The sequence below is a fragment of the Sorangium sp. So ce394 genome (assembly GCF_051474665.1).
GTDB lineage: Bacteria > Myxococcota_A > Polyangia > Polyangiales > Polyangiaceae > Sorangium > Sorangium cellulosum_D.
This window is the reverse complement of record NZ_CP150339.1, coordinates 9,596,459-9,614,013: the sequence shown is the minus strand read 5'-3', so window position 1 is coordinate 9,614,013 and position 17,555 is coordinate 9,596,459. Positions and strand designations below refer to the sequence as shown.

The 17,555-nt window shown below is 73.0% G+C and carries 17 protein-coding genes; 13 read left to right on the top strand and 4 right to left on the bottom strand.

What is annotated here, in order from left to right; genetic code table 11:
- Positions 1-37: 37 nt before the first annotated feature.
- Entirely contained in the window at positions 38-898 is an 861-nt protein-coding gene (locus tag WMF33_RS35460) for a helix-turn-helix domain-containing protein (RefSeq protein WP_437332764.1), read from the top strand.
- Positions 899-990: 92 nt separating this feature from the next.
- On the top strand, positions 991-1,458 hold the full coding sequence (locus WMF33_RS35455) for a VOC family protein (protein ID WP_437332763.1): 468 nt from the start codon (positions 991-993) through the stop codon (positions 1,456-1,458).
- Between the two features lie 121 nt (positions 1,459-1,579).
- On the opposite strand, the gene WMF33_RS35450 is transcribed toward WMF33_RS35455, so the two are convergent.
- Positions 1,580-2,152, bottom strand: coding sequence for a response regulator (locus tag WMF33_RS35450; RefSeq protein WP_437332762.1), 573 nt, complete (start codon positions 2,150-2,152; stop codon positions 1,580-1,582).
- A gap of 809 nt (positions 2,153-2,961) precedes the next feature.
- On the opposite strand from WMF33_RS35450, the gene WMF33_RS35445 reads away from it, so the two are divergent.
- The 4 genes from WMF33_RS35445 (at position 2,962) to WMF33_RS35430 (ending at position 7,421) form a co-directional block, all read left to right on the top strand.
- Entirely contained in the window at positions 2,962-4,185 is a 1,224-nt protein-coding gene (locus tag WMF33_RS35445) for a hypothetical protein (protein ID WP_437332761.1), read from the top strand.
- A complete protein-coding gene (locus tag WMF33_RS35440; protein WP_437332760.1) occupies positions 4,182-4,937 on the top strand; it encodes a ferritin-like domain-containing protein in 756 nt (251 codons plus the stop codon). Before WMF33_RS35445 ends, WMF33_RS35440 begins: the two co-directional genes overlap by 4 nt.
- Positions 4,938-5,126: 189 nt before the next feature.
- Positions 5,127-6,449, top strand: a complete 1,323-nt coding sequence (locus tag WMF33_RS35435; protein ID WP_437332759.1) for an esterase/lipase family protein — start codon at positions 5,127-5,129, stop codon at positions 6,447-6,449.
- Positions 6,450-6,500: 51 nt separating this feature from the next.
- Complete coding sequence (locus WMF33_RS35430) at positions 6,501-7,421, top strand: undecaprenyl-diphosphate phosphatase (RefSeq protein ID WP_437332758.1); 921 nt, start codon at positions 6,501-6,503, stop codon at positions 7,419-7,421.
- Here the strand turns inward: WMF33_RS35430 and WMF33_RS35425 are convergent.
- Complete coding sequence (locus tag WMF33_RS35425) at positions 7,403-7,681, bottom strand: cupin domain-containing protein (protein WP_437332757.1); 279 nt, start codon at positions 7,679-7,681, stop codon at positions 7,403-7,405. The two genes, WMF33_RS35430 and WMF33_RS35425, sit on opposite strands and share 19 nt — an antisense overlap.
- 561 nt (positions 7,682-8,242) lie before the next feature.
- Between WMF33_RS35425 and WMF33_RS35420 the strand changes: the two genes are divergently transcribed.
- The 3 genes from WMF33_RS35420 to WMF33_RS35410 all read left to right on the top strand — a co-directional run bounded on the left by WMF33_RS35420 (position 8,243) and on the right by WMF33_RS35410 (position 9,282).
- A complete protein-coding gene (locus tag WMF33_RS35420) occupies positions 8,243-8,632 on the top strand; it encodes an RNA recognition motif domain-containing protein (RefSeq protein WP_020739007.1) in 390 nt (129 codons plus the stop codon).
- Between the two features lie 108 nt (positions 8,633-8,740).
- Complete coding sequence (locus WMF33_RS35415; RefSeq protein ID WP_437332756.1) at positions 8,741-8,923, top strand: hypothetical protein; 183 nt, start codon at positions 8,741-8,743, stop codon at positions 8,921-8,923.
- Complete coding sequence (locus WMF33_RS35410; protein WP_061626016.1) at positions 8,920-9,282, top strand: hypothetical protein; 363 nt, start codon at positions 8,920-8,922, stop codon at positions 9,280-9,282. Before WMF33_RS35415 ends, WMF33_RS35410 begins: the two co-directional genes overlap by 4 nt.
- 220 nt (positions 9,283-9,502) lie before the next feature.
- Here WMF33_RS35410 and WMF33_RS35405 read toward each other — a convergent pair whose 3' ends face one another.
- Together WMF33_RS35405 and WMF33_RS35400 are read right to left on the bottom strand one after the other, a co-directional pair.
- The gene (locus WMF33_RS35405) at positions 9,503-9,736 is read right to left on the bottom strand and encodes a hypothetical protein (RefSeq protein WP_437332755.1); all 234 of its coding nucleotides are present in this window, start codon (positions 9,734-9,736) and stop codon (positions 9,503-9,505) included.
- Between the two features lie 829 nt (positions 9,737-10,565).
- Complete coding sequence (locus WMF33_RS35400) at positions 10,566-10,970, bottom strand: hypothetical protein (RefSeq protein ID WP_437332754.1); 405 nt, start codon at positions 10,968-10,970, stop codon at positions 10,566-10,568.
- A 512-nt stretch (positions 10,971-11,482) separates the two neighbouring features.
- Here WMF33_RS35400 and WMF33_RS35395 point away from each other — a divergent pair.
- The 4 genes from WMF33_RS35395 (at position 11,483) to WMF33_RS35380 (ending at position 17,555) form a co-directional block, all read left to right on the top strand.
- Positions 11,483-12,448 carry a DUF72 domain-containing protein gene (locus WMF33_RS35395; RefSeq protein WP_437332753.1) on the top strand — a complete coding sequence of 322 codons (966 nt, stop codon included), beginning with the start codon at positions 11,483-11,485 and terminating at the stop codon, positions 12,446-12,448.
- A 102-nt stretch (positions 12,449-12,550) separates the two neighbouring features.
- Positions 12,551-15,823: a hypothetical protein gene (locus WMF33_RS35390; protein ID WP_437332752.1), complete on the top strand. Its 3,273-nt coding sequence runs from the start codon at positions 12,551-12,553 to the stop codon at positions 15,821-15,823.
- A gap of 68 nt (positions 15,824-15,891) precedes the next feature.
- Positions 15,892-16,995: a deoxyhypusine synthase family protein gene (locus WMF33_RS35385; RefSeq protein WP_061628233.1), complete on the top strand. Its 1,104-nt coding sequence runs from the start codon at positions 15,892-15,894 to the stop codon at positions 16,993-16,995.
- 14 nt (positions 16,996-17,009) lie between these two features.
- Positions 17,010-17,555 carry a hypothetical protein gene (locus WMF33_RS35380; RefSeq protein WP_437332751.1) on the top strand — a complete coding sequence of 182 codons (546 nt, stop codon included), beginning with the start codon at positions 17,010-17,012 and terminating at the stop codon, positions 17,553-17,555.

Genomic DNA, 17,555 nt, shown 5'->3' with positions numbered 1-17,555 from the left:
CGCCGTCATCGCCGCCCGTTCGCCGCTCGCTCGTGGCATGCTGTCGCCCACGGGCCGCCCCATGCGCTTCGTCACGTACGCCCCGCCTCCACCCCTCGGCCGCTTCGTCGGCCAGCTCTGGTACTACGCCGCCCCCGAGCTCCCCGACCTGCTCGAGCGCGTGCTCCCCAGCGGCGCGATGAGCCTCCTCATCAACCTCGCCGAGGACGAGCTGCGCTGGTACGACGCCGCTCCTGCCGCCGCCGTCGCCCGCTGCCACCGCCTCTCCGGCATCGCCGTCTGCGGCGCTCACGCCGAGCACTTCGCGATCGACACGGCCGAGCAGCGCGCGATCGTCGGCGCCGAGTTCACCCCGGGCGGCGCCCTCCCGTTCTTCGGCCCGGCCGCCGAGGCGCTCAGCGGCAGCCACGTCTCGCTCGACGCGCTCTGGGGCCGCGAGGCCGCCCTCGTCCGCGAGCGCGTCCTCGAGGCGCGGACCCCCGACGAGAAGCTCCGCGCGCTCGAGGCCGCGCTCGCCGCGCGGCTCGTCCGGCCGCGCGCGCCGCTCGCGCGCGACCCCGCGGTCGACTTCGCGCTCGCCGCGTTCGCTGACCCCTCGCGCGCGTACACCGTGGCCGACGTGACCGGGCAGCTCGGGATGAGCCCGAAGCGCTTCATCCGCACCTTCACCGAGCAGGTCGGCCTCACCCCCAAGCGCTACTGCCGCGTGCAGCGCTTCCAGCAGGCGATCGCGGCGATCGAGCGCGGCGAGCGCGTCTCGTGGGCGGGCGTCGCCGCCGCGTGCGGCTACTACGACCAGGCGCACTTTATCCACGACTTCCGCGCGTTCGCGGGCCTCACCCCGACCGAGTACGTCGCGCGGCGACGCGTGCGGAACCACGTCCCGCAGGGCGGCTGAGCGATCGCCCGCGGCTCGGCCGTCGTCGCCGGCTGACCCCTGCCGGCACGTTTTTACAATACCCGGTCCGGCCGCGCGGACATCCTCCGCCCATGACCACGCGACCTCACCCCATCGCCCCGCCCCCGTACCACACCGTCGTGTCGCACCTCGTCGTGGCCGGCGCCTCGGACGCCATCGCGTTCTACAAGAAGGCGTTCGGCGCGATCGAGAAGCTGCGCCTCGCCGACCCGGAGCGGGGCGGCGCCATCGTCAGCGCCGAGCTCGTCATCGGCGACTCCGTGCTCACCCTCGCGGATGAAGCCCCCCAGTGGAACGCCCGCGGCCCGAAGGCGCTCGGCGGCTCGCCCATCGTCATCACGCTGAACGTCGAGGACCCCGACGCCGTCGCCGCGCGCGCCATCAAGGCAGGGGCCAAGATCATCTATCCCATCAACGACCAGCTCTACGGTCGGCGCGAGGGCAGGATCGAGGACCCGTTCGGGTACCAGTGGAAGCTGTCGGCCGTCATCGAGGACGTCTCCGTCGAGGAGATGCAGGCGCGCATGGCGAGCGTGTAGGAAGAGAAGGGCCCGAGCGGCGCCCTCGCCGCGCGCCGTCCGCCGGCGTCGCTCCGCCGCCGTCTCGCCGGGGCGCCGCCCGCGCGCTCGCGGGCCGCGGCGCGCGCCGCGGCCCCGAGGCTCACCGGGCCCGCCGCCTGCGCGCGCGGGGCGAGGGCGCGACGGAGCTCGCCGGCTGCAGCTCCTGCAGCTCGAGCGGCGCGGGGCCGCACGGCACGCACGCCGCGAACCTCGCCGATCGCGGCGCCCGCGACGACTCCGGCAGGGCTGCAGGCTCGGTCCAGTCGCAGGACACGAGCTCGCCCCCGGGGTCCGTGGGCGTGAGCGAGTCCGCCATCGAGTGGACCGAGCGCTTCATCTCGGTGAGGCGCGCCAGCTGCAGGACGATCGCCACCAGCCGCTCCGGATGGAACGGCTTGAGCAGGACGTGGTGATACGCCGCCTCCTTCGAGCGCGCGTACTCCTCGGCCCCGGTGATCAAGAGACAGCTCGTGTAAACGGGCATGCTCGAGACCTTCCGGAGGAGCTCGTCGCCCCTCATCCCAGGCATGATCAGATCCGAACAGACCAGGTGAAACTCCCTCGTTTCGAGCAGTGCGAGCGCGTGCTCCGCCGACGTACACTCCACGACGTCGACCTCCGTGGAGAGGACCGCTGAGATGCTGCTCAGCATCTGCTCGTCATCCTCGACCACGAGGACGCAGTACCTTCGCCGGCACGATGAGCTGACGGCGCCTCTGTGTTGACCCTGCGAAGAGGTGCGATGGGCTCTTACGGTCGATGACACGGTGGCTGCCTCCTGCGGCGATCGCGGGTCCGCGCCCCGTGCCGCGTTGCCGCGGAGGTGCGCGAGCGCGCTTGCGTCTGTTCGAGCGCCTGCCCGGCGCCCCCCGCGCCGACGGCCTCTTCCTTGGAAACTACACGACCACGTTTGTCGGAGTCAACACCGCAACACGCCCTCTCGGCGGGTCGAACAGCAGATCTCGAGATCCGTTCGACCTGCGTAAATTGGTGTATTTCAGGTAGCCCGGACGTCGAGGGTGCGACGTGAACGAACCGGAGCATCGCTGCTGTGGGCGCGATGCATGATAATTAACAATGCGCGATGTTCGAATCTTCACACGGGTGAATGATGATGAACAAGGGCGTGATGTTCGAATCTTCACACTGGCGCGCGCCGGGGGCCCCGCCGAGCCTGCCAGTCCCGCGCTCCGGGAGGCCCCGCCGAGCCTGCCAGTCGCGCGCCCCGGCGGGCGCGGCTGAGCCTGCCAGTCGCGCGGTCTCCGCGCGTCACGCGGGCGGCCTCGTTCCTGCTCGGCGCCGCGGCGGTCTCGACCTCATCAATACCAGCCCTGCGTGCGTCATGAGCGCCGGAGGCAAGTCGCGCGGGCGATTTTGCGACAGCTGTGACCAACCGCCCCATCGCGGCCCCCGGCTGTCGTGGACAGGGCGGGCGTCCGCGTGGAGCGCCTCTTGCACACAGCCCCGGCACTGGAGGTCAAGGTGGCACTTGATTTGTTGAACGAGCCGGGAACACCGCTCGAAAAACAGCAGTTCGATTGGCGGGAGCTGGTCAGCATCCCGTCCAGCAAGCTGAACGATGACGCGTTCACCCGCGTCCGGATCATCTTGATGAACGGCATCGAGTCGGAGGCCGTGCGCTTCTCGCACGCCTGCGCTCGCATGAACGGCGCGCTCCAGCAGGAGCTCGCCCGCATCCGTCGGGTCGAGCATCACCAGCAGACGATGGTGAACTGGCTCCTCCCGGGGGACCTGTCGGTGCTCGAGACCACCATCGGGTTCGAGCAGGTGGCCATCGAGGTCACCGCGTCGGTCGCGATGAACGAGCCCGACGAGTACCTGGCCCAGGTCTATCGCTTCGGGATGCTCGAGGACTTCGATCACCTGTACCGCTACGCGGCGCTGATGGACCGGGTGCACGGCAAGGACGCGAACAACATCCTGCAGTGCTACACGGACATCTGCCCCGGCAGGCCCACGAGCGTCGAGCACCGTCACCCGGACGACGACCTGCGGGCCCCCTACGATCGGAGGACCGCGGCGCCGCTCTCCAAGCTGCACGCGCTCACGATCATGGCGTCCGAGCACCAGACGCACGACTACTACATGAACGTCGGCCCGACGTTCGCCGACCCCATGGCCCGGCAGCTCTACGCGGAGATTGCCTCCATCGAGGAGCAGCACGTCACGCAGTACGAGTCGATCATCGATCCCAACGAGAGCTGGCTCGAGAAGTGGCTCCTGCACGAGGCGACCGAGGTCTACAACTATTACAGCTGTGCGAAGTCCGAGTCGAACCCCAGGATCAAGGCCATCTGGGAGCGGTTCGTCGACTACGAGCTCGGGCAGCTGCACCACGTGCGCCGCCTGTTCGAGCGGATCGAGGGCAGGGACTCGGCGGAGCTCCTGCCGGCCAAGCTGCCCGATCCCATCGAGTTCCGGAGCCACCGCGAGTTCGTGCGCCGCGTCCTCCAGGGCGAGGTGCACCTGCGCGCGGTCGGCAAGGACATCGTGGATCCCATGCAGATCCCGGAGTCCCCGCAGACGCTCGCGTACCGCGAGCGGATCAACATGAACGGGTCGCCGTCCGAGGCGGTGGCCGCGGGGTACGTGTGGGTCCCCGGGACGGAGCTCGCCGCGCAGGCGGTCCCCGGCAAGGAAGCGAACGGCAACGGCGCCAGGCTGTACCAAGTGAGGTCCGCATGAAGACCGAGACGACCGCGGGGATGAACCGCACCGGGATGGACATGTCCCCGATGGACTCGAAGGAGGTCATCGTCGGGGCGAGGATCATGCCGCCGAGCAGCGTGGGCGACGATTCGGCCATCGCCAACGTCGTCGCCCACTACGCGCGTCGGGAGGCGCGGGTCGGCACCATGCCTCCTCCCGGTACGCTCAAGGGCGCCGTGAAGTCGGCCCTCCAGCTGCTGAAGGGCGAGGCGCCGCTCGTCCTGCTCGACAAGCTCGGCGAGCGCCTCGCCTTCGAGCGGGCGGGGAGCCGGCTATGGAAAGGGGTGCTCGCGAAATTCGACGCGCTCGGGTCGTTCGAGGGCGGGCCGACGCGCGCGGAGATCGAGCAGATCTACAGGGAGGAGGCCGAGCACTTCCTCCTGGTCGCCTCCGTGATCCGGATGCTGGGCGCCGATCCCACGGCCGAGACGCCGCTGGCCGACGTCCACGGGGTCGCCTCGTGCGGCCTGATCAAGGTCGTCACCGATCCGAGGACCAACCTGGCCGACGCGCTGGAGGCGATGTTGATCGCCGAGCTCACGGACAACGACGCGTGGGACGTGCTCATCGACATGTGCCAGGGCATGGGCGATGAGGTCCTGTCGCAGTTCCAGGCGGCGCGCGCCGCCGAGGCGCGGCACCTCACGATGGTGCGCTCCTGGGTGAAGGCGTCGGTGCTCGCCCGGGCCCAGGGGGACGACACGCCGAGCAGCAGGACGGCGAGCTGAGCCGCGCGGCGGGCGAGGGGACGGTCGGTTCTTGTAGGAGCCGGCGGGACCTTCGCCCGCGCGCATTTTGTGGGCGAGCCGCGGCCCTGCGAGCGACGCACCGGCTCGACCAGAGCGCGCCCGATCCGCTAGGATGGCGCGCCGGCCCGCGATCGGGCCGCGCGCGACGGCGCTCTGGGGGTGCTCTTCATGCTGGAACAGCTTCGTTTGCAGCTCGGCGGTCGACACGAGGAGCCCAAGGTGGCTCCCGAGGTGACGGACGTCGTGGTCCTCGTCCCCGGATTCCTCGGCTTCGATCACTTCGGCGGCTTCTTCTACTTCGCCGACCGCGTCTGCGGCGCGCTGCGCGGCGCGCTCGAGGTGAAGCTCGGCCGCCCCGGCCTCGTCCCGGTGATCCCTGTCACGTCGCGGCCCACGGCGTCCCTCGCCGAGTGCCAGGCTTCGTTGATCGTCTTTCTCAAAAAGGTCGTCCAGCAGTTCCCGAGCGCCAATCTCCACCTGGTCGGCCACAGCACCGGCGGCGTGCACGCCCAGCTGCTCACCAGCGCCCGGCCTCAGGGCAAGGACCGCTGGGACGACGAGGACCTCGATCCGGTGAGCGGGTGGCGTCCGAGGATCCGGTCGGTCGTCTCCCTCTGCGCGCCGCACTGGGGGACGTACCTCGCCCACTCCGACCTGGCGCGGCTGGTCGGCTCCGGCGTCGAGCCGGGGTCGGTGACGGCCATTCCGCCGCTCTTCAACCTGCTTCGCCTGACGGTGGTCGAATCGGCGCTCTCGGCGTTCGATCTCACCTTCGCGACGGTCACGGAGCTGTGGGGGTTCTTCCTCGACGTGGGCAACAACCGGAAGCTCATCGACGCCCTCACGCCGGAGAGCATGGCCGAGGTGCGGGAGAGGGACAGGAGCGCCGGGCCGCGGCATCCGGCCCGCCTGCGGAGCTTCGTCACCGTGGCGAACGCGAGCGACGACTCCGATCCTTTCTTCGTCGACCTCCACAAGCGGGCCGCGAACACGGCGTCCGGCGCGCCGAGCCGGATCGCGGCCGAGGCCATCAGGCGCCTCGAGGACGAGCTGCGGCTGCACGCGCAGGGGGGGCCGCAGCGGCCGTGCCGCGTCATCAAGTTCCCGGACAGCCCCGCTGGGCCGATCTCTCCGTCGAGCAACGATGGTGTCGTCAACACCGCCCATCAGCTCGTGGAGCCGGGGTCGCCGGAGGAGCTCGCGGCGATCGTGGTCGCCGACCACGCCGACGTCATCGGGCACTACGACCGCTGGGAGCTGCGCGCCGCGCGCCCGGGCGAGGAGGTCCGCTGGTCGCGGTTCAAGCGGGGTCTCTTCCGCAGCGGCTCGCGGTTCCGGGACGAGCAGTTCTTCGAGCTGTACGCGGCCATCGCCGACGAGCTCCTCCCCGGGATGACGGCGGGCGCCGCGCGGTCGAGCGCGCCTCCAGCGGACCGCGCGGACCGCGCGCGGCCGGCCGCGCCGAGCGCCCCGCCGCCGGCGGAGGGCTGAGCCGCTCTCTCGATCACCACCCGCGGCCCGCGTGCGGCTAGACTCCGCGCAATGTTCTGGTTCGATGCCGTCCTGCTCGGGGTCCTCGAGGGCCTGACCGAGTTCCTCCCCGTCTCGTCCACCGGTCATCTCATCCTGCTCGGCGCGTGGCTCGGCCATGAGAGCGAGGCGGCGAAGACGCTCGACATCGTGATCCAGCTCGGCGCGGTGCTCGCCGTCGTCGTCTACTTCCGCGAGCGGCTCGCCGTCACCGTGCGCGGCATCTTCCGGCGCGATCCGGACAGCCTCCGCCTCGCGCTCGCCCTCGCGTTCGCCTTCTTCCCGGCCGCCCTCGTCGGCTTGCTCTTCCACAAGGCCATCAAGGCGCACCTCTTCGGCCCCGGCCCCGTCGCGGTCGCGCTCATCGCCGGCGGCTTCCTGATGATCGGCGTCGAGTCCGCCCGCCGGCGCAGGCCGGACCAGGGCGCGCCCCGCGTCGAGGACGTGACGCTGCAGCGCGCGCTCGCGATCGGCGTCGCCCAGTGCTTCTCGCTCTGGCCTGGCGCGTCGCGCTCGATGACCACCATCGTCGGCGGGCAGCTCTCCGGCCTCAGCACGGCTGCGGCCGCCGAGTTCTCGTTCCTCCTCGCCATCCCGACGCTCGGCGCCGCGACCGTCTTCGACCTCGCCAAGAACGGCCGCGCCCTCCTCGACGCGCCCGGCGGCGCCGCCGCGCTCGCCGTCGGCCTCGCCGTCTCGTTCGCGGTCGCCCTGCTCGTGATCGCGGTCTTCCTGCGCTACCTCAAGCGCTACGGCCTCGCGCCGTTCGGCTGGTACCGCATCGCGCTCGGCGCCGTCGTCCTGTGGCTCTGGGTCGCGAGCCGCACCGCGCCGGTCGACGCGGGCGCCGCGGCCGAGCCCGCGCCGCGCGGGGACGTCGCGGCCTCGGCGGGCGCCCTCGCCCGCGCCGGCGATCACCCGAGCCGCCCGTAGGCGTACAGCCAGCGGGCCGTCGTCGCCCCCCGGTTGCGGACGGTGTGCACAACGCCGGCCGGGATCTCGATCTCCTCGCCGATGCGCGGCACGAGCGTCTTGCCCGCGAGCGTGAGCTCGAGCTCGCCTTCGAGGACCATCAAGAGCTCGTCGTCGTCGTGAACGAAGTCCTCCCATACGCGGCCGGGCGGATCGGTCCAGAGCCCGCCGTGGAAGCCGCGCGCGCGCCAGCGCTCCAACACCTCATCGCGAGTCGCCATGTCCATGCGCGCCAGTTTGCCCGAGGCGCAGGCGATCCTGCCCGCTTCTTCGACGTCGGATCCTCGTCGGGACGGACGGCGCTGGCGCGCGTTGGTCGGAGGAGCGACGGCGCCCGCGAGCGCGGCGGCGCTCCTGTGGGCGCGCGGAGCGGCTGGACGCGCGACCTCGTCAAAAACAGCAGAAACGGGCTCAACGACGGAAGCGACGGAAGAGCGACGGAAGGACGACGGACGCGACGGAAGAGCGACGGAAGCGACGGAAGAACGGCGGAAGCGACGGAAGAACGGCGGAAGCGACGGAAGGCGCAACGGCCCGCTTGCGAAGGACGTCGCGTCGGGCTAGGATGCTTCTTCTCACGAACGTCCCTGGCCCTCGACACGACGCTTTCCCTCTTCCCTCTCGCGAGGGAGACTGCAGCTCGCTCGGACGACTGGACGACGCACCGTGTGACCGCGCGGGAGTTCCGCGCGGCACGTCTCCGTTCGATCCGTTACGGCTTCGTCGGATGGCAGGCCGAGAGCGCCTCATGGCGCATCAGAAAGCCGTAAAAGCAGGATGACATGGGAAATCGTCTCTACGTAGGAAATCTTTCGTTCAGCACCACCCGCGAGACGCTCGAGTCCGCGTTTGCCTCGGCCGGCGAGGTTCGCGAGATCGCGATGCCGACCGATCGTGAGACCGGGCAGCCGCGCGGCTTCGCGTTCGTGACCATGGGCTCTGTCCAGGCCGCGAACAGCGCGATCTCGCAGCTGAACGGCGCCCTCCTGGATGGCCGCCCGCTCAAGGTCAACGAGGCGCAGGAGCGCCCGGCGCGCGGTGGCGGCGGCGGCTTCGGTGGTGGTGGCGGTTACGGCGGCGGTGGTGGTGGCGGCTACGGCGGCGGCGGTGGCGGCTACGGCGGCGGTGGTGGCGGCCGCGGCGGCCGCGGCGGCGGTCGGGACCGGTACTGATCACCGGCGCGGCGCGGCGGAGCTCATGCTCCGCCGCGCTTGCGCTTTCAGAGCGCGCCCGAGGGCGCTGAAGAACGCGCCGGAGGGCGCCGAAAGGCCTGGTTCCGCATGCAGAAGCAGGGAGCATTGAAGCGGCAAAAGGAACGCGCACGGCAAGAGAAGCAGCGCGAGAAAGACGCGAACCGCGTCGCGCGCCGCAAGGAAAAGGGCCCCGGCAGCAACGGCGCACCGGGAGAGGATCCGGACATCGCGGGGATCGTCCCGGGGCCTCAGCCCCCGGTCGTGGAGTGAAACGCGCCGCGCCCAGCCGGGGCGCCGAGGGCGCCCTGCCCGAGCCGGCGACCGATCCGGACAGTGCTGCGCGGCCGACCGAACGGCAGCAGTTCATCGAGCAGAGCGCGACCGCCGTGGGCCAGGCGTGGGCCGAGCGGTGGCGTCAAGACCTCCATCGCGAAGGCCGCCCCACCGCGGGCGGATGGCCCGGCACGCTGCGCGAAGCGCGGACTCAGGTGGAGATCGCCCTCCCGGGCGAGCTGCTGCGCCGCAAGATGCCCGCCATCACCGGCGTGGAGCGCGAGCTCGCCGCCCGGACCGCGTACGCGAGCGCGCGGGACGAGTGGCGCAGACATCTCGAGCCCGAGGCGCCGTAGAGCGGCGGTCACCCGCTCCGGATATGGGCCCGTCGCGAGCGGCGGTCACCCGCCCGGGAGATGGGTCCGGATCGGCGTTCCGACCGGCCCGCGTTCAGACCTGCGCGACCATCTCACCCGCTCCGTCGTCTCTCGAGCCCGATCGCTGGCGAGGCGGCCGGCGTGGCCGGGGCGCCGCTCGTGACCTCGCCCTGGGCCCGCTCTTCGCGGGGGGCCCGATTCAGCCGGGTACGGCGCGGTAGATCGCCTCTGTGCTGATGACATCGACGTCGCCCGTAGGGCCGACCTCGATCGGGTGGGCATGGAAGTCGATCCCATCCGCCCTGACGTCGTCGAGCGTGGGCGTCGTCTCGGTCGCGGTGCCGTCCGTGCCGATACGGTAGATGGTCCCGACGAGATTGACCATCACACCGCCGGGCGGATTCGAAGGTGCGCGCGGCGGAGAGGTCTCCATGGTCGTGCGGTCCCGCGATACGAGGATTTGAGCGGGGACGCCACCATATCGAGGATGTAGAGGCGATTGTCGGTGCCCACATCCATGCTTGTCATGCCGGCATCGGCGTTTGGATCGACGTTACAAGCTCGCATCCCACCCGTGCCCGCCGAACGAGCCCCCATCGCGCAGAGCTCAGGTCGTGTCGAGAGATGGCGACAGGGGCAACACCGGTGCGCTCAGGCGCGCAGCCGGAACACCCACGCTCCATCGCGCGCGCTCACCCCGCTGCTTGCCGCCGGTCGGTCGAGGCGCGGCGTGCCGGAGCTCCCGGTGAGCCGTCGCAAGCGCGGTGCGCCGCCTGCTCCGGTGCTCTCAAGGCCGCTGCGCCCCGCGGTCTCGCCCCCCATCGACGCCCTCGTCGCGGAGCGACGCCTGATCGCGGCCACGGCCGTCGCTCGAGGCGTCGCCGCGAGGATCGCGAGGATGTGCTCCAGGACGTGCTCATCGCCGCCTGGAGAGCCGTCCAGGAGGGCAGATGCCGCCCCGATCCGCGGGCCGAGCGGCGCCGCGCGCTCCAGGGGACTCAATCCGGCCACGACCGCCCGCAGGCTGCAGGTCGCCCGAAGGGCGCTCGCCGACCGGAGCGCGCGGCGGCCCTGGCAATCCGGGCGCCGCCACGGCGCCGGCCCCAGGTGCCCGCCATCTCCTGCGCGGGTGACCGCCTCGCTCGTTCGGTACGCTGCCGCGGGGCCCGACTTCCGGTCGAGCTCGCTCAAACGTCCTCGGGAGGCGCGATCCGCTCGCACCGTCCGAGGCGGCCTCAGGCGAGGGCCGCCGTCCCCGGTCCCTATGCCTGAGGGCTCGACCGGTACGTGGCCGTGGCGACGTACCGGAGGACCCTGGAGCAGAACGCGTTGCCACAGCTGCCCCGACACACGCATTCGCCCTCGAAGCGCGCCGTGCGCGTAGCGAGGGCGCTCAGCACCTCCTGCGTCACGTCGTAGCCGCCGTTGTCGCAGGAAGAGTACGAGCACGGCATCTCGAACAGCGCTGCCGCGTGCTCGACGACGACGCGGCGGATGTACTGCGTGTCATTCTTGGCCGCGTCGGGCCTGGCCTCGCGGATCTCCAGGTTCAAGCTCGTCAGATCCGGCACCCTGTGAAGGAGCTTGCCAGCTGCCTGCTCCCGCTTCCCGCGGAGCAGCATGCGCTCCTCCCGCTCGATATTCCTGCGACGGTTCGCTGAGTACATCGACCACCTCTGTCACGCAGGAATGCACCAAGCCCCTGCCGTTATTCAGTATAGCGCACGGAGCGGGGCGGCGCATGCACAATCTGGGCTCTCCCGGAGCTCGGCGATCCCGTAGATTCAAGCGGCCCGGAGGAGAAGCGACGAAGGCCCCGGCGAGGGGGTGATGGTGGACCGCCTGCGCCGGATCGACATCCGCTGCTCGCGACGCCCGGAGCGCCCCAGAGCGCGTGAGAAAATTCCAATGTCGAGCGGAATGTGTCGAACGCGGCGAGCGGGCGTGAGCGTACCTGCGCAACACGTGCTCGACGGCAGCGCGGATCTCCAGGAGATACGATGAGCGCCGCTGGCCGAATCTCCTGGAGAGCGCTTCCGTCGCCGCGAAAAGGCCTTACGTTGCCCTCGATATGCACGAAGCAGCCCTGCGCGACCCGCCGCGGTCGCCCTCAGAGGAGACTCCGCACCAGCACGAGGATCGGCTCGCGCGCGCCAGCGCTCTCGCGGGGTGCGCGCCTGTGCCCGCCCGCTGGGACAACGTCCTCGCCGGGACCGCCGGCTGGACCGACCCCACCCTGTTGAAGAGCCAGCGATTCTACCCGAAGGGCGCGTCGAGCCCGGAGCAACGGCTCAAGTTCTACGCGTCCCAGTTCCCCGTGGTCGAGGTCAACTCGACCTATTACGCCCTCCCCGCCACGGCGACGGTGGCGCAGTGGATCCAGCGGACGGCGCCCGACTTCGTGTTCAACATGAAGGCGTTCGCGCCGCTCACCCAGCATCCGGTGGAGCCCGCCCGCCTCCCCGCGGACGTCCAGCGCGCCCTGCCGCCGGCGCTCCTCGACAGGCGCCGTCTCTATCCCGGCGACCTGCCGGCCGAGGCGAGAGACGTGCTCTGGGACCGCTTCCGGCGAGCCGTCGAGCCGCTGCGGCAGGCGCGCAAGCTCGGGTACGTGCTCTTCCAGTTCCCGCCGTGGTTCACGGCGACGCGCGGCAACGTGAGGGTCATCGAGGACTGCCGCGCCCGCATGGAGGGGATCCCGCTCGCCGTCGAGCTCCGTCACGCGTCCTGGGGCGAGCCCGACCGCATCGAGCGCGTCGTGGACTTCCTGCGGGATCTCGAGGCCTTCTACGTCATCGTCGACGAGCCGCAGGGCAAGGAGAACAGCATGCCTCCCACCCCGCTCGTCGCCGATCCGCGCCTCGCCGTGGTGCGCTTTCACGGCCGCCGCGAGGAGACCTGGGGCGCCTCGGTGAGCGTGAACGAGAAGTTCAGGTACGTTTACGATCCCGCGGAGCTCGACCCCTGGGCCGAGACCGTCGCGCGGCTCTCCCAGGAGGCGGAGCGGGTCCACGCGATCTTCAACAACTGCGTGTCCGATTACGCCGTGCTCGGGGCCAGGGGGCTCATGGCCCTGCTCGCCCGAAGGGCCGAGTCGCTGGACCGCGAGCCGGCCCCGGAACACGCAGCCTCGACCGTCCACTGAGCCCCGGTCGCCCTCGCAGCGTCCGCGGACACCCCGCGTCCGGCGCCTCCTTCGGCGCTCGCGGCGTCGCCGCGGCCGCGGAACACGGTAGGCTCCGCCGCGATGATGCAGTCCAGAGCGGCGGGCGCCCCCCGCCTCGCAGCGCCTCCGCGCCGGTCGCGGCGCGCGGCCGCGCTCCTCGCGGCGCTCGCGCTCGCCCGCTGCGGGGGCGCGCCGCCCCGACCCGCGCCGCAGGAGGGCCGCGCGCCCGCGCCGGCGCACCCCGCGCCGCCGGCGCCGGAGCTCCTGCGCGCCCGCTGGGTCGACGCGAGCGGCGCGACCACGGTCGGCCCCCGGGTCGCGGGCGGCACCATGGCCCTGCTCGGCGGCCGGCGCGTCCTCGTCGGGAGCGACGGCGCAGCGCGGCCGGAGACCGCCCCCTGCCCGGAGCCCCTGATCGAGCTCGCGCTCGTGCCGTCCGCCGCCGGCCCGCGGCTCGTGGGGCGCGGGGTCCACGGCGTCTACCGGTTCGACGATCCGCTCGGCGCGCCCGCCATCCTCGCCCGGTCCGAGACCGAGCTCCTTCGCATCGGCGGCGGGCCCGCCGTCGTCGCGGTGTGGGACGCGGCCTCGGATCTCCCGAGCTTCCTCGACATCGAGACCGGGCAGCCGCGCGCGCTGCCGGGCTTGCCCGCCCTGCCGCTCCGCGCCGTCGCGTTCCGGGACCTCCGGCAAGGCGCCGGGCTCTTCGAGGCGGCGGGGCTCGCGGTCACGGCCGACGGCGGCGCGTCGTGGCGCCCCGTGGGCCCGGCGCCGCCTGGCGACGGCCAGGGGACCGACCCCGCCGCCCTGCTTCACCTCTCCGGCCTGCGCCTGCGCGGCGACGCGCTGCTCGCGGTCGCGCAGGGCGCCGCGGCGCCGCCCGGGCAGCGCGAGGCGCGGATCCTGGTCGCCGAGGCGCGGCTCGCGCCGGCCGGCGACGCGCCCGAGCCCGGCGCGGACGCCCCGCTGCTCCGCTGGATCCGCGCGACCGGGCGCCACCCGCTCGAGGCCGCGATCGCGAGCGGCGCGGCGTGGGGGAGCGCCGCGATCACGGCGAGCCACGGCCTCCTCGCCCGCGTGGACCTCGCCTCGGGCGCGCTGCACGAGACCGCCAGCTTCGGCCGCGGCGACGGGTGGCTGAGCGCCTGCGGCGTCGGCCGCGCGGGGCGCTCGGCGTGGGTGGCCTGCGCGCTCGGGGAGGAGGGGGCGGACAGGCGCCACGATCCGTTCGGCGTGCTCCAGGTCGCGGCCGCCGGCGGCCCCCTCGGCCGCGAGCCCCCGGTCCTGCTGCGGAGCGGCGAGGCGGAGCTCCGGGTGTCGCCGAGCGGGGGCGCCATGCTTCTCGCGCCGTGCGACGCGGACGAGGAGGGCAGCGCGTGCGTGCGCCAGCCGAGCGGGGCGTGGATCACGGTCCGCCCGGGCACCGACATCCACTGGCGCGGCGCGGGGCCGCTCGCCGACGGCCGGATCGCGATCGTGCGCGGCCTGTGGGACAGCGACGTGGCGCCCCGCGAGGAGCCCGCCGCCGAGCCCGCGCCCCGCGGCGGACAGGGCCGCGAGGGCGCGCAGGGCCGCGAGGGCGCCGCGGCCGGGGCCCACGTCGCGGTGATCGATGCCCGCGGCCGGGAGGAGCCGCTGATCCCGCTCGGCTGGCTGCGCGGCGGGGGCGGCGACGTCCACGTGGTCAGCCCGATCGAGGAGGGGCACGACGGCGCCCTGTCGTTCGTGGTCGCCGACGAGGCCGGCGAGCTCACCGCCGCGGTCGTGCCCCGCGGCGGCGACGCGTCGCGGGCTCGCCTGGCCGGCGCCGCGCACGCGCTGATCCACGGCGGCCGCGGCGTCGCGGTCGGGGAGGGGAAGGTGCTCGCGTCGACCGACGCCGGCCGCTCGTGGGCGCCCGTCGAGGCCCCGCCCCGCGCCCTGGAGGCCGCCGCCCAGCTCGGCGACCTGCTCGCGGAGCCCGGGGTGCTGGCCGTCAACGAGGTCGGCCTCAAGATCGACGCCTACCTCCGCGTCGGCTGGGGCCCGGCGCTGCCCGCGCCGGGGGCGCCCGCCGCCGGGCCGGCGCTCGACGCCGCGCCGCTCCTGCCGCCCCGCCCGCCTCCGGCGCTCCCGGAGCGCGCGCTCGCCTGCACGGCGCAGCCGGGGCCGCCGCCCGCGCCGCCGGGCGTGCCGCCGCCGAGCAGCGCGCAGGAGGCGCTCGCGCTGCTCGCGGGCGGCGCGGCGCCCGGGCCCGCGGGGCAGCGGCACGCCTCGTCGGTGAGCGACCGGCGCTGGGGCCCGCTCTCCACCGTGGCCGTGCTCGAGGCGACCGCGCCCGACGGCGCGGCCGGGCGCGCCGGCCCGGGGCGGGGCGCCGCGGCGCCGCGCGCCTCGTGGACGCTGCGCTGGCTCGACCCCACCGAGCTCGGGGCCCGGGTTCGCTCGTGGACGGGCCCCGCGCCGGCGGGCGTCGGCCGGGACGCGATCCTGACGCGGTTCGCGGCGTCCGGCGACCGGATCGTCTTCGGCGTGCGCGCCTCGGGCCGCGACCTGCTCGTCCGGGCGAGGCCCGGCCGCGGCCCCGAGGTCGTCGAGGCGCCGCAGGAGCTGATGCCCGAGGCGGAGGTCACCTTCGGCGAGGCGCCGGACGGGCCGATCGCGTGGCTCCGCGGCACGTCGCTCATCGCGTGGCGATCCGGCGAGGCCCCGCGGCCGATCGCCTCGCTCGCGAGCCGCGGCGCGCGCGCGCTCGGGCAGCCGACGGCCGCCGGCGTGCCGCTGCTGCTCGGCTTCCGCGACCTGACCCTCGGCCGCACGGTGCCGATCCCGCCCGCGGAGAAGGCCGCGCCGGGCGCGCCCGCGCAGCGCGGCGCGCGTGGAGCGCCTCCGGAGACGGCCGCGCCGGGCGCACCTCCGGAGGCCGCCACGCCGGCGAAGGCCCCGCCGCTCCTGCCGCTCGATGGCTGGGAGATCGCCCCGAACGTCCGCGCCGAGCTCACCCGTCTTCCGGCGTGCCCCGCGCGCCCGCGCGGCGACCGCTTCGTGCTGGACCGCGCGAGCGCCGCCGCGACCCTCGACGGCCGCGGCGCGATCGCGAGCACGGCTGTCTATGACGTCCGTGTGTCAGGGCGTGACGCCTGCGTGGCGAAGATCGCCGCGCTGATCGAGCCCGAGCGCCGGGCCGAGGCCCCGCCGAGCGCCCGCCCCGGCGCGGGCGAGATCGCGTATGTGCGCGCCGATCTCGCGGCCCAGCGCGCCGAAGGCGGCGAGCGCGGGATCGGCGAAGGCGCTGGCAGGCTCGGAGGAACGGCGCGCGGCGCCGTACGTGGAACCGCGCGCCGCCTCGCGTGCTCCCTGCCCGTCCGGCCCTGAAGCGCCGCTGCCGCGGGGAGCTTCGTGCTCGACGCCCCACCCCTCGCGCGGCTATATGTTCGCGCGCTATGTCCTCTTCGAAACACCCGCGCTCCTCGCACCGCCATCTCGGCGATGGAGTCGAAGACAAGCTCGTCCCGCTCGAGGCGCTCGACCCGCTGAAGATCGGGTCGTTCGACGACCTGCTCCGCGCGATGAGCCGGACCGCCTTCAGCGGCCGTGCGCTCGGCGAGGCGTGCGACGTGCTCGAGACGATGGTGCGCGACGAGGACTGCCTCGTCGTGGCGACCTTCTCCGGCGCCATGACGGTGGCCAAGATGGGCGTCGTCATCGTCCGGATGATCGAGGCCGGGATGATCGACTGCATCATCAGCACCGGGGCGCTCATGGCGCACGGGCTGAGCGAGGCGGTCGGACTGACCCACTACAAGGCGAACCCGGCCATCTCGGACGAGGCGTACTTCGAGAAGGGGTACAACCGCGTCTACGACACGCTCGAGATGGAGAAGAACCTCAACGCCATCGAGGTCTTCGTCCGGAAGGAGCTCGACAAGCTGGACAGCGGGTCGCCCTGGTCGAGCGAGATCATCTGCCGCCAGCTCGGCAAGGCGCTGGCCGAGATGGGCGACTCGCCCGGCGTGCTCCGGAGCGCGTACCTCCGCAACGTGCCCGTCTACGTGCCGGCCTTCACCGACAGCGAGATGGGCCTCGACGTGGCGACGTGGATGCTGCGCAAGGTGAAGGCGCAGCACGGCGACAAGCCGGGCTTCGACGTGTGGCGCGAGGCGGTGCCGCCGCCGTACAACCCGTTCCTCGATCTCCTGAGCTACGCCCGCCTGGTCCGCACGAAGAAGCGCCTCGGCATCTTCACCATCGGCGGCGGCGTCCCGCGCAACTGGGCCCAGCAGGTCGCGCCGTTCTACGACATCGTGGGCGATCGCCTCGACATCGAGGTGGATCACCCGCGGTTCCAGTACGGCGTCCGCATCTGCCCCGAGCCGGTGCACTGGGGCGGCCTCTCCGGCTGCACCTACTCCGAGGGCGTGAGCTGGGGGAAGTTCACGGCGCCGCAGGAGGGCGGCCGGTTCGCCGAGGTGTACGCGGACGCCACGGTCGCCTGGCCGCTCCTCGTGCGCGCCCTCCTCGAGCGGCTCGGCAAGATGCCGAAATAAAGGAGCGAGCCACCATGCGCGCCGCCATGCCCCGCCCGCCGCGCCTCCTCGAGGCGCTCCTCTCCCTGGCCGCCGCCGGCGGCGCGCTCCTCGCCGCCGGCTGCCCCTCGCAGGAGGAGCGCGTCTGCGATCTCATGTGCGACTGCAGCGGCTGCAGCGAGGCGCGGTACCGCGAGTGCGTCGACAAGACGGACGCCGCGAGGCAGGCCGCGGTGGAGGCGAGCTGCCCCGCCTTCCTCGACGAGTACCTGGCCTGCGTCGACGCGGAGGCCGAGTGCAAGGACGACGTGCTCTCCTACGACGGCTGCGTCGACCAGGAGAGGGACCTCCGCCAGTGCGGCGTCTTCGTCTTCCGCACCGTCTGCGAGCAGGCCAACGAGCGCCTCATGGGGTGCGGGCAGGGGGCCCCCTTCGGGAGCGGCCCCGAGGCGTGCCCCGAGGAGGTCGCGTGCAACGCCGAGTGCATCGTCCGCGTGTCCTGCGATGGGCTGAACGGGATCGACTTCGAAGAGGCCCAGCGCTTCAACGACTGCAACAGCAACTGCTTCCTGAAGCCCTGA

Bases quoted from the DNA above. Each gene is read 5' to 3' on its own strand.
- WMF33_RS35460 (WP_437332764.1), top strand. From the start codon at position 38: ATGCTGTCGCCCACGGGCCGCCCCATGCGCTTCGTCACGTACGCCCCG.
- WMF33_RS35455 (WP_437332763.1), top strand. From the start codon at position 991: ATGACCACGCGACCTCACCCCATCGCCCCGCCCCCGTACCACACCGTC.
- WMF33_RS35440 (WP_437332760.1), top strand. From the start codon at position 4,182: ATGAAGACCGAGACGACCGCGGGGATGAACCGCACCGGGATGGACATG.
- WMF33_RS35435 (WP_437332759.1), top strand. From the start codon at position 5,127: ATGCTGGAACAGCTTCGTTTGCAGCTCGGCGGTCGACACGAGGAGCCC.
- WMF33_RS35430 (WP_437332758.1), top strand. From the start codon at position 6,501: ATGTTCTGGTTCGATGCCGTCCTGCTCGGGGTCCTCGAGGGCCTGACC.
- WMF33_RS35425 (WP_437332757.1), bottom strand. From the start codon at position 7,681: ATGGCGACTCGCGATGAGGTGTTGGAGCGCTGGCGCGCGCGCGGCTTC.
- WMF33_RS35420 (WP_020739007.1), top strand. From the start codon at position 8,243: ATGGGAAATCGTCTCTACGTAGGAAATCTTTCGTTCAGCACCACCCGC.
- WMF33_RS35415 (WP_437332756.1), top strand. From the start codon at position 8,741: ATGCAGAAGCAGGGAGCATTGAAGCGGCAAAAGGAACGCGCACGGCAA.
- WMF33_RS35405 (WP_437332755.1), bottom strand. From the start codon at position 9,736: ATGGAGACCTCTCCGCCGCGCGCACCTTCGAATCCGCCCGGCGGTGTG.
- WMF33_RS35400 (WP_437332754.1), bottom strand. From the start codon at position 10,970: ATGTACTCAGCGAACCGTCGCAGGAATATCGAGCGGGAGGAGCGCATG.
- WMF33_RS35390 (WP_437332752.1), top strand. From the start codon at position 12,551: ATGATGCAGTCCAGAGCGGCGGGCGCCCCCCGCCTCGCAGCGCCTCCG.
- WMF33_RS35385 (WP_061628233.1), top strand. From the start codon at position 15,892: ATGTCCTCTTCGAAACACCCGCGCTCCTCGCACCGCCATCTCGGCGAT.
- WMF33_RS35380 (WP_437332751.1), top strand. From the start codon at position 17,010: ATGCGCGCCGCCATGCCCCGCCCGCCGCGCCTCCTCGAGGCGCTCCTC.